Consider the following 13,605-nt stretch of genomic DNA (forward strand, 5'->3'; position numbering starts at 1 on the left):
AGGTGTCGCGGGCGGGTGCGGGTGAGTGTCCCGGTGTGCCGCGGTTCAGGGTTTGCGGCCGATGCCGGTGGCGAACTCGCGGGCGCGCACCGGACCGCCGGTCTCGGGCGACAGCGGCGGGGTGTCGCGCCCGGCCCCGGCCCGAAGTCCTTCCAGGAACTCCTCGATGGCCTCGCGGGCGGTGCGCCGGGGCGTCCAGCCCAGCTCGTCGCGTGCCCGCGACACGTCCATGATCGGGACCTCCAGGGCCAGGTCGAACAGGCCGGGGGATGCGGGCACCAGGTGCAGCGTCCACGCGGCGGCCAGCGCGGCCCGCACGCCCCGCGCCGGGAGCCGGACGGTGCGGGCGCCGAGGATCCCGGCGAGTTCGGCGGCGTCCAGGACGGGGTCGGCGGCGATGTTGAACGCGCCGCGGGCGCCGCCGGTGGCGGCCAGCCGGAACGCCTCACCGGCGTCGGCCGAATGCAGGGCCTGCAGCCGCAGCCCGGGCAGGTCCGGGACGGCGGGGATCAGGCCGGGGCGGGCGAGGCGGCCGGGCAGCAGCGGCCCGGCGAACAGCCGCCGCTGCTGGGACGCGCTCTGCCGCTCGAAGATGAACCCCGGCCGGATCCGCACGACGCGGCACCCGGGGTTGCGGGCCTCGAACACGTCCAGGAGCCGTTCGACGTAGGCCTTCTCGCGGCTGTAGGCGGCGCCGGGCCAGCCGTGCGTGGGCCAGGACTCGTCGACCGCCCGGTCCTTGGGGCCGGGGGAGTAGGCGCCGACCGACGAGGAGTACACCAGGTTGCGCACACCGGCCTCGGCGGCGGCGGCGAACACGCGGGAACTGCCGACCACGTTGGCGTCCCATGTCACCGCCGGGCGGTGGGTGGGCTGGAACAGCCAGGCCAGGTGCACCACGGCGTCGGCGCCGCGCATCAGCGGGACCAGGTCGCTGTCGGTGACGTCGGCCTCGGCCCACTCGACCTTCCCGGCGGCGGCGCCGGCCCCGGCCGGATCGGCGCCGCCGGGTTCACGGCGGGCCAGGCCGGTGACGGCGGTGACGCCCGGGTCCGCGGCGAGCGCACGGACGGTTCTGGTTCCGATGTTGCCGGTGGCGCCGGTGACGACGACGCGCATGGCGGCCTCCCCCTGGTCGCCCGCCCCCACGGGGCCGTTCCCGCAGGTGGACGGGACCGCCCCATTCCCGCCCCGGGCCGATCTATGCGCCCCCGGCCCCGCACCGGCCCCGGGCCGCGGCGGGACCGGTCAGGCGGGACGCGGGTCGCCGGGCCGGCAGCGCAGGCACGGCCGGTACCCGGCGGCCTCCGCGGCGGCCAGGTCACCGAACCCGCGCCGGTGCCGCGGCGTGATCCGCCGCGCGTCACCGCAGGTGGGGTAGCACACGATCCCCGTGGTGTCGCTGCCGACCAGCCGCACGCCGCGCCGCGCCAGCGCGGTGACCTCGTCGACGTCGACGTCCTCGGCGCGCAGCAGCCGCTCCTTGGCGCCGGCGCCGAACACGTAGTCGCCGAGCGTCCCGTCCGAGCGGGTGACGCGGTGGCAGGGGATCAGCAGCGGAACGGGGTTGCGGCCCAGCGCCGACCCGACCGCGCGGACCGCCTTCGGACGCCCCGCCGCCCGCGCCACCCACGCGTACGGCCGGACCTGCCCCCGCGGGATCTGCGCGGCGGCGCGCAGCACGGCGGCCTCGAACTCGCTGAGGCCCCGCAGGTCCAGCCGCAGGCCGCCCAGCCGCCCGGTCCGCAGCGCGGGCACCAGCCCGGCGGGCGGGCCGGCGGCGGGCAGCAGCGGCCGCCCGAACCGGGCACGGAACGCGGCGGCGAACTCCCGCTCGTCCATGCCGGCGCGCAGGTAGGCGACGCCGTGGTCGGTGAAGGCGACCTGCAGGCCGGTGCTCAGCCCGGACGCGGGGCCGGGCAGCGGCCCGGGGACGTGGACGCGGCGCGCCGCGATGCGGTCCAGCAGGCCGGGGGGCGCGTCTGCGGCCAGCCCCGCCAGATCCGCCGCCAGATCCCCGGTCGTCTCGGCGGCCTGCGGGCGGGGTGCCTCGCCGGCGGGGTCGTTGCGAATCATCTGATGCCCCCTCGCTCCTGCTGCCGATCATGTCCTCCCGGGCCGGGGGTCCCCGCGCCGCGCAGGTCGCGCAGGCGGGCCAGGCCCCGGGAGACGTGCGATTTGACGGTGCCCACGGGCATGCCGAGGACGGCGGCGATCTCGGCGACGGGCAGGCCGGTGACGTGCCGCAGCACGACCGCGGCGCGCTGGTCGCCCGGCAGCCGCGCCAGCAGCGCCGCCAGCTCACGCCCGGTCTCGCGGCGCGCCGCGGTGTCCTCCACGCCCTCGCCGGGGTCGGGCGGGTCGGGAACGTCCTCGATCGGGCCGGGCGGCGGGCGCCGCGCCGCCGACCGCACGCTGTTGCGCCACACGTTGGTCAGGATCGTCAGCAGCCACGCCCGCGGCCGCAGTTCCGCGATCCGCTCCGGCCCGTAACCGCACAGCGCCCGGTAGGCGCGCAGGAACGCCTCCGCGGACAGGTCCTCGGCCTCGGCCCACCGCCCGCACAGCCGCAGCGCGGTGGAGAACACCGCGCTGCGGTACGCCTCGTACAGGACCGCGAACCCGTCGTCCAGGTCACGCGACAGCGCCGCGACGACCCGCGCGCCCGCCGCGTCGCTCGCGCCCGCGCCTGCGGGAGGGATGAGAGCTTCGTCCGTTGCCGTCACATCCGTTCAACACCACCGCGCCCCGCCGGGTTGCACCCGGGCCGGGACGGCCGTGTCAGCCGAGCCATCCGGGACGGATCATGCCCGTCTCGTAGGCCAGCACCACAAGCTGCGCCCTGTCCCGCGCCCCCAGCTTGGACAGGATGCGGCTCACATGGGTCTTGGCGGTCGCGGGCGACAGCACCAGCCGCCCGGCGATCTCCTCGTTCGACAGCCCGGCCGCCACCAGCTCCAGCACCTCGCGCTCCCGGTCGGTGAGGGAGTTCAGCTCCACCGCCGGCGGCGGCGCGGTGATCCGGGACGCGAACTCGGCGATGAGCCGCCGCGTCACGGTCGGCGCCAGCAGCGCGTCACCGCGCGCCACGACCCGCACCCCGTGGATCAGCTCGGGCGGCTCGGTGTCCTTGACCAGGAACCCGCTCGCCCCGGCCTTGATCGCGCCGTAGACGTAGTCGTCCAGATCGAACGTCGTCAAGATCACGACCCGGACGGCGTCCAGCCGCGGGTCGGTGATGATGCGGCGGGTGGCCTCCAGCCCGTCCAGGACGGGCATCCGGATGTCCATCAGCACCACGTCGGGCCGCAGCTCCGACGCCCTGCGCACCGCCTGATCCCCGTCCCCGGCCTCGGCGACGATCTCGATGTCGTCCTCGCCTTCCAGGATCGACCGGAACCCCGCCCGCACCAGCGTCTGGTCGTCGGCCAGCATCACCCGGATCACGCGATCTCCTCCATCTGCTCCCGCTCGCCGCCGCGGCCGCCGACCGGCAGCCGCGCCCACACCCGGAACCCGCCCGCCGGGCCCGGTCCCGCCGTCATCTGCCCGCCCACCGAGGCGGCGCGCTCGCGCATGCCCCGCCGCCCGTTCCCGCCCGCGCCCGCCCGCGCCCGGCTCCCCGGTGCCGCCGGAGCCGTCGTCGTCGACCTGCACGATCACCGCTCCGGGCACACGCGACACCGTCACGGTCACCACCGCGGCGCACGCACCGCCGCGCGGGCCGCGCGGGCCGCGCGCACGGCACCGCGCACACGGCTGCTGGGGGGCGACGCTGTCACGGGCCAACCGTAGTTCAGCCGCATCCCCTCCCACACCAGACCCCAAGATCACCGCAGGGAGCCGGCCGCCGCCCCGCCGCACCCCTGACTTTCGTCAGTAACACCGCAGTTCACCGGCTTGTAGCGTGGAGCGCGTGAACGACACGGCGTCCCCCCGCCCCGCCTCCCGCCACCGGCGCGCCGCCGCGGCGGCGGCCCGCGCCCGCGCGGCCGGTGCCGCCGCCACGCGGATCACCAGGCCCCGGACGCTGCGCGAGGCCGTCCGCCGACCGTCCCGGTCCGCTGTGGTCAAGGACGTCCTGCTGTACGGGGCGCTGGCGTTCCCCGTCGCCGTCGACATGATCTCGCCGCTGCAGCCCCTGCTGGCGTCCTGGTGGCTGCTGGCCGGCGGCCTGGCCGTCCTGGCCGCCGCCGTCGCGATGTGCCGCACCTGGCCCACGGCCGCGCTGCTCACCTCCATCTCGCTGATCCTCCTGCACGGCAACTTCGTGTTCGCCATGCCGGTGCTGTCCTACCTGACCGGACGGCGGACCCTCCGAGCCCAGCCGCTGCTGTGGGTGTTCACCACCGTGTTCGTCGCCGGGACGGCCCTGGCCGTCGCCCGCGGCCTGGCCGTCACCGCCTGGTTCCCCTCCACGGTCTGGCTGGTGCTGCTGGGCGTCCTGCCCTGGCTGGTCGGCCGCTACTGGCGCCAGTACCAGGAACTCCTGCACGCCGGATGGGAGCGCGCCGAACGCCTCGAACACGAGCAGCGCATCATCGCCGAACGCGAACGGCTCCGCGAACGCGCCCGCATCGCCCAGGACATGCACGACTCCCTCGGCCACGAGCTCGCCCTCATCGCCGTCCGCGCCGGCGCCCTGCAGGTCGCACCAGGACTGCACGGCCGCCACCGCGACGCCGCCGCGCAGCTGCGCGCCGGCGCGGCCGAAGCCACCGAACACCTCCGCGAGATCATCGGCGTCCTCCACGAGGACACCGCCCCCGGCACCGCCTTCCCCGGCGAGACCGGCCCGCATGAGGGCGGCCCGAGCGAGGGCGGCGGGGACGGGACGGCTCCGGTCCGGCCCTCCCGCGAGAGCATCTCCGAACTCATCGCACGCGCCCGCGCCTCCGGCGTCCCCGTCCGCCTCGCCGACGCGGACGCCGCCGCCGACCTTGCGGACCTGCCGCCCATGGTCGCGCTCGCCGCCCACCGCGTCGTGAAGGAGGCCGTCACCAACGCCGCCAAGCACGCCCCCGGCGCCGCCGTCACCGTGCACCTGACCCGCCACGACCCGCCCGAACCCGGCCCGCCCCCCGAACCGGGCGGAACGGGCGGCGCGGTGACCGTCACGGTCACCAACCGCCCCCCGCCCGGCGGGCCGCCGCTCCTGCCGTCCGGCGGTCACGGCCTGACCGGCCTCACCGAACGGGTCCGTCTCCTCGGCGGCACCCTGCACGCCGGCCCCACCCCCGCGGGCGGCTTCGAGGTCACCGCCGACCTGCCCCCGACCCCGGCCGAACCCCGCACCGGACCCACCGGCCCGCCCGCCGCCGGCACCACCGCGACCGGGCCCGCCACCGGATCCGCGGCCGCCACGGCACTGCGCACCGCCCTCGGCCTCACCGGCCCGCCACCGGGGGAGTGGCCCTCCGAATCGGCCCGCCACCTCGCCAGCGAACGCCGCCAGGTCCGCCGCGGCCTGATCACCGCGATCGCCGTCCCCGCCGCCCTCATGACCGCCCTCGGCGCCGTCATGGCCGGCTACCACATCTACGCCACCCTCAACTCCGTCCTGCCGCCCGCCGACTACGCCGCGCTGCGCCTCGGCACCCCCCAAGCCCGCGCCCAGCACACCCTCCCGCCGATGCAGGCGATGGGCGCCGGAACCGTCCGCGAAACCGTCCCCGAACCCCCGCACGCCGACTGCCGCTACTACCGCCCCGACGCCGACCTGCTCGGCATCTCCCGCATCTACCGGCTCTGCTTCACCGGCGGCCGCCTCACCGACAAGAACGCCTACGACACCAGCCTGCTCAGCGCGCAGCGCCGGCAACGACAGGAGAACCAGTGATCCGGGCACTGCTCGCCGACGACGAGGCCATGATCCGCGCGGGCGTCCGCGCGATCCTGGCCGCCGACCCCGGCATCGACGTCGTCGCCGAAGCCGCCGACGGGCACGAAGCCGTCGAACTCACCCTGCGCCACCGCCCCGACGTCACCCTCCTGGACATCCGCATGCCCCGCCTCGACGGCCTCGCCGCCGCCGCCGAACTGCGCCGCGCCGCCCCCGCCACCGGCGTCATCATGCTCACCACGTTCGGCGAGGACGAGTACATCGCCCGCGCCCTGGCCGGCGGCGCCAGCGGCTTCCTCCTCAAATCCGGCGACCCCCGCGAACTCATCGCCGGCGTCCGCGCCGTCGCCGGCGGCGCCGCCTACCTGTCCCCGAAGGTCGCCCACCGCGTCATCACCGAACTCGGCGGCGGCCGCCTCGCCGGCGGCGCCCGCGCCCGCCACCGCACCGCACGCCTCACCCCACGCGAACGCGACGTCCTGGCCCTGCTGGGCGCCGGCCTGTCCAACGCCGAGATCGCCGCGCGCCTCCACGTCGTCGAAGGCACCGTCAAGGCCTACGTCAGCGCGATCCTCACCCGCCTGGACGTCCGCAACCGCGTCCAGGCCGCCGTCATCGCCTACGAGGCCGGCCTCGTCGACGCCACCGGCGACACCCCCTGACAACCCGCCGGGGGAGCGGCCCGTTCACCCCGCTAGGACCACCGGCCGCCCCCGCGGGTCACACCACCCATCACGTCCGGCATCGTCACCGACGCCTCATCCACCGGCCGCACAGCCCCGACGGCCACACCGCGGCCACCCGCCGCCACCGGCCGCGCCCCCAGCACCACCGCACCCACAGCCACGCCCCGCAACGACTCCACCAGCGGACGCAGCACCGCCACCAGCACCAGCGCCACCACCGAAGCCACCACCACACCCAGCACGAACCCCGCCGCCACATCATGCGGATAATGCACACCCACGAACACCCGCGAGAACGCCATCAGCGCCGCCAGCGGCAACACCAGCGGCGCCATCGCCCGCCACGCCACCACGATCGCCGCAGCCGACGCCGCCGCGATCGTCGCGTGATTACTCGGAAAAGACCAGTCGCCCGGCGACGGGCACGCCGCGATGTGAACCGCCCCCCGCACCGCCCGGCACGGCCGCTCCTCCTCGATGAACGTCTTGGAAACCTCACTCACCAGATACGCCGCCACCACCGCGAACGGCGCCGCCAGCGCCAGCCCCATCGCCCGCGCGTCCCCCGCCCGGGCCCGCCACCAGCCCGCCACGAACAACACCGCGAACAACAGCAGCCCCGCGTCCGTCCCCACCTCCGCCGCCGTATGCACCCACGACGGCGTGCCCTCCGCGAACCCCGTGATGTCCCGGTACAGATCGGCGCTGAACTCCGGCGCTCCCATGCTCTCCCTCACGATCGACGACGGCCCGACACCCTTGAGACACCGCACGTTCCGCCGAAGTTCACCCTACGGCCACACGCCCGCCACTTCCGGCGCTTCCGGCGATCACACGCCCGGCAACGACCCCACCCGCCGCGAACCGCGCCCCTCCGGCGACGACCCCGCCTCCGCACGACGCCCCCGCCGACGCCGCCGCGCGAACCGGATCCCCTCCACCAACGCCGTCACCGACAACGCCAGCCCGATCCCCACCACAACGCCCTTCAACGGATCATCCTCGAACGCCACCCCGCCGACATAACCCAGCACCGCCCCGTACAACCCCCACGACACCGCCGCCACCGCCGCGAACAACGAGAACGACCGAAGCCGGAACCCCACCGCCCCCATCGTCAGCGTCACCGCCGTCCGCCCACCCGGCACATAACGCGCCACCACCAAGATCAGCCCGCCCCGCTCGGCCATCGTCCGCCGCGCCCACCCGAACGCCGCGAACCGCCGCGTCCCCGGCCGCAGCCCCCGCACCACCCGCCCACCCGACCCGCGCCCCACCAGATACGACACGTGATCCCCGACGAACGCCCCCAGCGCAGCCACGACCACCACCAGCACCAGATCCGGCCGCCCCGACACCGCGTACACACCCGCCGTGATCACCATGCTCTCGCTCGGCACCACCGGGAAGAACGCGTCCAACGCCGCCACCGCGAACAGCGCCAGATAGAACCACGGCGACGTCACCGCCGTATCCACCACACCCATGACCGCGTCCATGTCCATGAACCCGACGCTAGAAAAACACCACCCGCCCCCGAACCACCCGAACGACCACGGCCACCCCCGACCTTCGGCAGAGGGCCCACTACGTCCTGCGAACGAAGTACACCCGCTTCCTCACCACGAAGGACGCCCCGCACCCCCACCCCGCGCAACCCTGGAAACACACACCGACCAGGGGAACCGACCATGCACCACCAGCCCGCCCACGACCGGACCCGCGCCTCCGACCACGACCGCGACACCACCGTCCAACGCCTCGGCGACGCCCTCGCCGACGGAGCCCTCGACCCCGCCGAACACGGCCGCCGCCTCGACCGCGCCCTCACCGCCACCACCCACGGCGACCTGCACCGCCTCACCGCCGACCTGCCCCCCTCCCAGACCGCCCGCCACCGCGCCGAAACCGCCCGCCGCACCGCCAAGACCAAAGCCGACAAACGCGCCTGGCGCGACGAATGGAACTACTGGACCGGCGCCGCCGCCATCATGACCGCCATCTGGGCCATCTCCGCACTCCGCAAAGGGGAGTGGACGTCCTACTGGCCCGCCGTCCCGCTCGGCATCTGGGCCGCCATCCTCATCTCCTACGCCATCTGGCCCTCACGCGACGACCACTGACACCGGCCCGGCCCGGCCCGGCCCGGAAACAAGTGGATGGGCGTCCCGGCGTGCGACCACACTGCACCCCTGTGGGACACCTGCACATCTTCGACATGGACGGCACCCTCCTGACCGGCACCACCGCCAACCTGGAAGTCGCCCGGCACCTCGGCACCCTCACCGAACTCCACGACCTCGAGGCCCGCTTCACCGCCGGAACCCTCGACACCCGCGGCTTCTCCCAGGAAATCCACCGCCTCTGGCGCCACCTCACCCCCGCCATCGTCGCCACCGCCTACACCGCCGCCACCTGGCTCACCGGCATCGCCGACGTCTGCGCCGACATCCGCGCCCGCGGCGAACACTCCGCCGTCATCACCATGTCGCCCGACTTCTTCGCCCACCACCTCCTCGGCCTCGGCTTCGACGACGTCATCGCCTCCCGCTTCCCCCCGATGCCCTTCACCGGCACCCTCGACCCCGCCGGAATCCTCACCCCCGACGACAAAGTCCACATCACCGAGGACCTCCGCACCCGCCACGGCCTCACCACCGAACAATGCACCGCCTACGGCGACTCCATGTCCGACGCGCCCCTGTTCCGCCACCTCACCAACACCGTCGCCGTCAACGCCGACCACCACCTCGCCGACATCGCCGCCCTCGACTACCGCGGCACCGACCTCACCGAGGCGTACACCCTCGCCCGCACCCTCCACCCCACCCGACCACCAACGGAATGACCACCACGGCGAACGTGGTCTCCTTCGACCCCGGCGGCACCCCGGCAGACGGACCACGAGGAACACCTCCGCCGGATCGACTCCGACCCGCCCGGCCCGACCAACGACCCGGTGCCAGCACCCTCACCGATCAGAACCCCTCCGCCACGTCGTCAGTCCTGGTTGCACCCCCGCCACCTGCGGAAGGATCGACGACCATGACCGACGCCGGACTGCCAGGCGCGGAAAACGCCGCGTTCATCGCGGCGGCCCGCTCACGTGACACAGCACAGTTCGCGCTCATCACCGAGCGCCACCGGCGTGAGCTGCAGGTGCACTGCTACCGGATGCTCGCCAACTACGAGGACGCCCAGGACATGACGCAGGAGACGTTCCTGCGGGCGTGGAACAAACGGGAGTCGTTCAAAGGCCACGCCGCGCTGCGGACCTGGCTGTACCGGATCGCGACGAACGCCTGCCTCGACTTCCTGGACAAACGCAACGACCGCACACCCCTGCCCGCCGAACTGCCGGACGCGGGCTCAGAAGTGCGCTACCTCCAGCCCTACCCGGACCGGATACTCCCCGAGGACCCCCAGGAATCGGCGGTGGCGCGGGAGACGAGCGAACTCGCGTTCATCGCCGCCGTCCAGCACCTGCCGCCGCGGCAGCGGGCGGTGTTCATCCTCCGCGACGTCCTCGGCTGGCCGGCGTCGAAGGCCGCCGACACCCTCGAACTGACCAGCGCATCGGTGACCAGCGCACTGCAGCGGGCGCGCGTGACCATGCGCGAGCAGCTGCCCGACCGCCGCCTCGACTGGCGCTGCATCGCCACGACGCCGTGCTCATCGCCTCGTCTCGTAGCGCGTCAGCACCACGCCGCCGGGGAACGTCCGCGTCTCGACCAGGTTCAGGTTCACCCAGCCGTCCAACGCGGTGAAGAACGGCGTGCCGCCGCCCACCAAGACCGGATGGGTCATGATCACGTACTCGTCGATCAGCCCGGCCCGCATGGCCGCCCCGGCGAGCGTCGCGCCGCCGATGTCCATCGGGCCGCCGTCCCCGGCCCTGAGCCGGGCGATCTCGGCGACCGCATCGCCGCTGACCAGACGGGTGTTCCAGTCGACCGTGTCGATCGTCGACGAGAACACCACCTTCGGCATGTCCCGCCAGCGGCGCGCGAACTCGATCTCCGCCGGGGTGGCGCCGGGCCGCCGGTCGGCGGTCGGCCAGTCGGAGCTCATCACCTCCCACAACCTGCGCCCATACAGCGCCAGGCCCGTCGCCCCCACCCGGTCGGACCACCACTGGAAAAACTCGTCGCCCGGCGACGAGTCCGGACCCTCCCCGCCACTCCAGCCGAGGTCGTCGCCGGTCGCGGCGATGAAGCCGTCCAGGGTCACGTTCATGCCGAAGATCAGTTTCCGCATCGTGCCAGCCTCCCGTAAGTCGATCTCACACCTACAAACGGACGCGGCGCGGAAACCTAACCGGTGCGCGAACGGCCAGACCCGCGAACCCCGACACGACCCGGCCGGCCAGGACCGTCACCCGCGGCGGCCCTCCACCGGCCCCAGCAGCGGATGCACCCGCATCGCCGCCTCCAGCTCACCCGGCAACTCATCCCGGTAACGCCCCAGCGTCGACAGATCCGCATGCCCCAGCACCCGCCGCACCGCATCCATGTCCGTCGCCGCCGCCAGCAGATGCGTCGCCGTCGTATGCCGCAGCCCATGCGGCGTCACACTCCGCCGCCGCCCCGGCTCCACCCGCGCCAGAACCCGATCGATCACCGCCTGCACATCACCCCGTGCCAGCCGCCGCCCCCGCCACGACAACAGCAGCGCCTTCGGCTCCCGCCCCCGATCCAGCAGCCCCCGCCCCTCCGCCAGATACGCGTCCAGCACCTCCACCACCGGACCCGGCAGCGGCACATCCCGCGTCCGCCCGCCCTTACCGAAGATCCGCCAATACCGCGTCCCCCCGTTGACGAAGAAATCCTCCGCGTTCGCCGCCGTCAGCTCCGACACCCGCGGCCCCACCGCCGCCAGCAGCAACACGACCAGCCCGTCCCGCAACTCCGTCCGCTGATCCGCACGCCCCCGCCCCGGCGCCGCCGGCCCCGCCTCCGCCAAACCCCGCGCCGCCCCCAGCAACCCCTCCGCCTGCTCCACCGTCAACGCCCGCCGCTGCGCCCGCAACCCACCCCGCTGCCGCGGACGCACCGTCACCGCATCCATCGGATTCAGCTGCACCCACCCCGCCACCAGCGCATACTTGAAGAACGCCGACACCGACCGCCGGAACCGCGCCTGCGACGCCGCACTCTGCACCGCACCACCCCGCGCCCCGGCGCCCCCCGCGTCCACCGCACCCCGCCGACGCCCGTCAGGCTTGCGCGCGAAACCCAGCAGCACCTCATCGACGTCCTCGCCCGTCAGATCGTCCAGCACCCGATCCCCGCCCGCCAGCACCGCGAACGTCACCACATCCCGCACGTACACCTCCGCCGTCTTCGGCGTCAGCGCACCCGTCGAGGTCTTCGCACGCACCATCTCCCCATACCGGTCGACGCTCTCGGCAACGGTCAGGCGCTGAACATCAGAGGGACGCACGCGCCGGACGCTACATCCCCCCACCGACAGCGCACGCCGTAAGATCGACCCCGATGACCGACAGGGCACTCTTCGAACAGGTCGGCGAGATCATCCGAGGATCCACCCCACCCGCCCTCGGAACCCCGCACGTCCACGTACGCCACAACGGCGTCAAAGCCTGGTTCGGCGACCCCGCACCCCAGCGCGAACACTACGAAGCCCAGATCATCCCCGCCGGCATCGCCCCGGGCACCCGCACCCACGCCATCGAGATCGGATTCCACGCCGAACACCGCGACGAACCCGACAACGAAGCCGCCCTCAGCCGCCTCCTCGCCACCGAACCCGCCTGGCGCGCCGAACTCGGCGACGACCCCCTCACCGGCGTCTTCCTCGGCCGCGGCACCTGGCGCCGCGTCTCCGAGACCTGGCCCGACCCCGACCTCACCGAATCCGACATCCCCTTCGACATCGGCGTCCGCCTCGTCGACTACATCCGCGCCCTCGAACCCCACCGCCGCCACCTGGCATGACCACGGCAAGGCCACGGAACCGGGGGAGAGGGATCAGCCGCGCGGCGCGTACATGATCACGGCCACTCCGGCCAGGCAGATCAGGGCCCCGGCGATGTCCCAGCGGTCGGGGCGGAAACCGTCCACGACCACGCCCCAGGCCAGGGAGCCCGCCACGAACACACCGCCGTAGGCCGCCAGGATCCGCCCGAAGTCGGGGGAGGGCTGGAACGTGGCCGCGAACCCGTAGGCGCCGAGCGCGAGGACGCCGGCGGCGATCCACAGCGGTCCGCGCTGCTCCCGCCATCCCTGCCACACCAGCCACGCCCCGCCGATCTCGGCCATGGCCGCCAGCACGAACAACCCCACGGACCGAAGCACGCTCATTCGGCTCACCCTACGAACCCGCCGGGCGGGCCCGGGCAAGAGGGACCCATAAGAACAGGTCAATCCGCACAAAGTGCGCATACCAGACAGAATTCAGCTTCTGTCTGGTTAAGTGAACTTCTTCGCCACGGACACCGGGCACGCATCCGATCGCGACGCCCGCCGGGGATACTCGGACCGTGCCCGAGCTTCTCCATCCGCCGCGCCTCGTGCGGCCGACCACGGCGGTCCGCGAGTCGTTCCTGGCCGGGGAGTGGGCGGACCATCTGGCGAGCGGCGACCACGCCGGATGGCTGGAGAACGCCGCCGAGGACTTCGCGGCGTTCGTCGCCGAGCGCCACGGCGTCCAGCGCCGGTGGGGCGTCCCGTGCACGACCTTCTGGTACGTGGCGGACGAGCTTTACCTCGGCACGCTGCTCGTGCGGCACCGCCTGACGCCCGAGCTCGCCGAGGCCGGCGGCCACGTCGGCTACCACGTCGTCCCTGCGTGGCGGCGGCAGGGTCACGCCACGCGGATGCTGGCCGCCGGGCTGATGGAATGCCGCCGCCTCGGCCTGGAACGCGTCCTGCTGACCTGTGCCGCCGGCAACGAGCCGTCGCGCCGCGTGATCCTGGCGAACGGCGGCGTCGAGGACGGCCGCGCCCGCGGCGAAGACCGTTTCTGGATCGACCTCGGCGGCTCCGGCGGCGGGAACCGCGCCCACTGCACGTGAAGAAGGCGGATCACGGGTGATTCGCCCCGCTTCCAGTTGCG

The 13,605-nt window shown here is 74.0% G+C and carries 16 protein-coding genes and 1 pseudogene; 7 read left to right on the forward strand and 10 right to left on the reverse strand.

Annotated elements, in window-relative coordinates; genetic code table 11:
* Positions 1-45: 45 nt before the first annotated feature.
* The 5 genes from ACGFIS_RS24765 to ACGFIS_RS24785 all read right to left on the reverse strand — a co-directional run bounded on the left by ACGFIS_RS24765 (position 46) and on the right by ACGFIS_RS24785 (position 3,578).
* Positions 46-1,119: an NAD-dependent epimerase/dehydratase family protein gene (locus tag ACGFIS_RS24765; RefSeq protein ID WP_392904279.1), complete on the reverse strand. Its 1,074-nt coding sequence runs from the start codon at positions 1,117-1,119 to the stop codon at positions 46-48.
* A 129-nt stretch (positions 1,120-1,248) separates the two neighbouring features.
* Positions 1,249-2,076, reverse strand: a complete 828-nt coding sequence (locus ACGFIS_RS24770; protein ID WP_392904277.1) for a methylated-DNA--[protein]-cysteine S-methyltransferase — start codon at positions 2,074-2,076, stop codon at positions 1,249-1,251.
* On the reverse strand, positions 2,073-2,726 hold the full coding sequence (locus ACGFIS_RS24775; RefSeq protein WP_392972675.1) for an RNA polymerase sigma factor: 654 nt from the start codon (positions 2,724-2,726) through the stop codon (positions 2,073-2,075). Before ACGFIS_RS24775 ends, ACGFIS_RS24770 begins: the two co-directional genes overlap by 4 nt.
* A 55-nt stretch (positions 2,727-2,781) precedes the next feature.
* Entirely contained in the window at positions 2,782-3,447 is a 666-nt protein-coding gene (locus ACGFIS_RS24780; RefSeq protein WP_392904273.1) for a response regulator, read from the reverse strand.
* Positions 3,444-3,578 (reverse strand): hypothetical protein, encoded by a 135-nt coding sequence (locus tag ACGFIS_RS24785; RefSeq protein WP_392972677.1) that lies wholly within the window; start codon positions 3,576-3,578, stop codon positions 3,444-3,446. Before ACGFIS_RS24785 ends, ACGFIS_RS24780 begins: the two co-directional genes overlap by 4 nt.
* Positions 3,579-3,916: 338 nt before the next feature.
* Here ACGFIS_RS24785 and ACGFIS_RS24790 point away from each other — a divergent pair, with 338 nt between their 5' ends.
* Complete coding sequence (locus ACGFIS_RS24790; RefSeq protein ID WP_392972679.1) at positions 3,917-5,839, forward strand: sensor histidine kinase; 1,923 nt, start codon at positions 3,917-3,919, stop codon at positions 5,837-5,839.
* Positions 5,836-6,504, forward strand: a complete 669-nt coding sequence (locus ACGFIS_RS24795) for a response regulator (RefSeq protein WP_392904265.1) — start codon at positions 5,836-5,838, stop codon at positions 6,502-6,504. Before ACGFIS_RS24790 ends, ACGFIS_RS24795 begins: the two co-directional genes overlap by 4 nt.
* Before the next feature lie 32 nt (positions 6,505-6,536).
* Here the strand turns inward: ACGFIS_RS24795 and ACGFIS_RS24800 are convergent, their stop codons facing one another.
* Both ACGFIS_RS24800 and ACGFIS_RS24805 read right to left on the reverse strand, forming a co-directional pair.
* A complete protein-coding gene (locus ACGFIS_RS24800; RefSeq protein ID WP_392904262.1) occupies positions 6,537-7,253 on the reverse strand; it encodes a phosphatase PAP2 family protein in 717 nt (238 codons plus the stop codon).
* A 105-nt stretch (positions 7,254-7,358) separates the two neighbouring features.
* Positions 7,359-8,033, reverse strand: a complete 675-nt coding sequence (locus ACGFIS_RS24805; protein WP_392904259.1) for a DedA family protein — start codon at positions 8,031-8,033, stop codon at positions 7,359-7,361.
* A gap of 186 nt (positions 8,034-8,219) precedes the next feature.
* On the opposite strand from ACGFIS_RS24805, the gene ACGFIS_RS24810 reads away from it, so the two are divergent.
* The 3 genes and pseudogenes from ACGFIS_RS24810 to ACGFIS_RS24820 form a co-directional block, all read left to right on the forward strand.
* On the forward strand, positions 8,220-8,651 hold the full coding sequence (locus ACGFIS_RS24810; RefSeq protein ID WP_392972681.1) for a DUF1707 domain-containing protein: 432 nt from the start codon (positions 8,220-8,222) through the stop codon (positions 8,649-8,651).
* A gap of 71 nt (positions 8,652-8,722) precedes the next feature.
* Positions 8,723-9,376 (forward strand): HAD family hydrolase, encoded by a 654-nt coding sequence (locus ACGFIS_RS24815; protein ID WP_392904255.1) that lies wholly within the window; start codon positions 8,723-8,725, stop codon positions 9,374-9,376.
* Between the two features lie 197 nt (positions 9,377-9,573).
* A pseudogene (locus ACGFIS_RS24820) lies at positions 9,574-10,143 on the forward strand (sigma-70 family RNA polymerase sigma factor); the annotation flags it as partial.
* A gap of 57 nt (positions 10,144-10,200) precedes the next feature.
* On the opposite strand, the gene ACGFIS_RS24825 reads toward ACGFIS_RS24820, so the two are convergent.
* A complete protein-coding gene (locus ACGFIS_RS24825; RefSeq protein ID WP_392904253.1) occupies positions 10,201-10,785 on the reverse strand; it encodes a dihydrofolate reductase family protein in 585 nt (194 codons plus the stop codon).
* Between the two features lie 117 nt (positions 10,786-10,902).
* A complete protein-coding gene (locus ACGFIS_RS24830; RefSeq protein WP_392904251.1) occupies positions 10,903-11,970 on the reverse strand; it encodes a tyrosine-type recombinase/integrase in 1,068 nt (355 codons plus the stop codon).
* Between the two features lie 53 nt (positions 11,971-12,023).
* On the opposite strand from ACGFIS_RS24830, the gene ACGFIS_RS24835 reads away from it, so the two are divergent.
* Entirely contained in the window at positions 12,024-12,485 is a 462-nt protein-coding gene (locus ACGFIS_RS24835; RefSeq protein ID WP_392904248.1) for a hypothetical protein, read from the forward strand.
* A gap of 33 nt (positions 12,486-12,518) precedes the next feature.
* Here ACGFIS_RS24835 and ACGFIS_RS24840 read toward each other — a convergent pair whose 3' ends face one another.
* Entirely contained in the window at positions 12,519-12,851 is a 333-nt protein-coding gene (locus ACGFIS_RS24840; protein WP_392904246.1) for a YnfA family protein, read from the reverse strand.
* Positions 12,852-13,030: 179 nt separating this feature from the next.
* On the opposite strand from ACGFIS_RS24840, the gene ACGFIS_RS24845 reads away from it, so the two are divergent.
* Positions 13,031-13,564: a GNAT family N-acetyltransferase gene (locus ACGFIS_RS24845; RefSeq protein ID WP_392904244.1), complete on the forward strand. Its 534-nt coding sequence runs from the start codon at positions 13,031-13,033 to the stop codon at positions 13,562-13,564.
* Positions 13,565-13,605 lie beyond the last annotated feature (41 nt).

The organism is Spirillospora sp. NPDC048824 (genome assembly GCF_043198455.1).
In the GTDB taxonomy this organism is placed as follows: domain Bacteria; phylum Actinomycetota; class Actinomycetes; order Streptosporangiales; family Streptosporangiaceae; genus Spirillospora.

Bases quoted from the DNA above. Each gene is read 5' to 3' on its own strand.
- ACGFIS_RS24825 (WP_392904253.1), bottom strand. From the start codon at position 10,785: ATGCGGAAACTGATCTTCGGCATGAACGTGACCCTGGACGGCTTCATC.
- ACGFIS_RS24840 (WP_392904246.1), bottom strand. From the start codon at position 12,851: ATGAGCGTGCTTCGGTCCGTGGGGTTGTTCGTGCTGGCGGCCATGGCC.
- ACGFIS_RS24805 (WP_392904259.1), bottom strand. From the start codon at position 8,033: ATGGACATGGACGCGGTCATGGGTGTGGTGGATACGGCGGTGACGTCG.
- ACGFIS_RS24800 (WP_392904262.1), bottom strand. From the start codon at position 7,253: ATGGGAGCGCCGGAGTTCAGCGCCGATCTGTACCGGGACATCACGGGG.
- ACGFIS_RS24785 (WP_392972677.1), bottom strand. From the start codon at position 3,578: ATGCGCGAGCGCGCCGCCTCGGTGGGCGGGCAGATGACGGCGGGACCG.
- ACGFIS_RS24765 (WP_392904279.1), bottom strand. From the start codon at position 1,119: ATGCGCGTCGTCGTCACCGGCGCCACCGGCAACATCGGAACCAGAACC.
- ACGFIS_RS24810 (WP_392972681.1), top strand. From the start codon at position 8,220: ATGCACCACCAGCCCGCCCACGACCGGACCCGCGCCTCCGACCACGAC.
- ACGFIS_RS24770 (WP_392904277.1), bottom strand. From the start codon at position 2,076: ATGATTCGCAACGACCCCGCCGGCGAGGCACCCCGCCCGCAGGCCGCC.
- ACGFIS_RS24835 (WP_392904248.1), top strand. From the start codon at position 12,024: ATGACCGACAGGGCACTCTTCGAACAGGTCGGCGAGATCATCCGAGGA.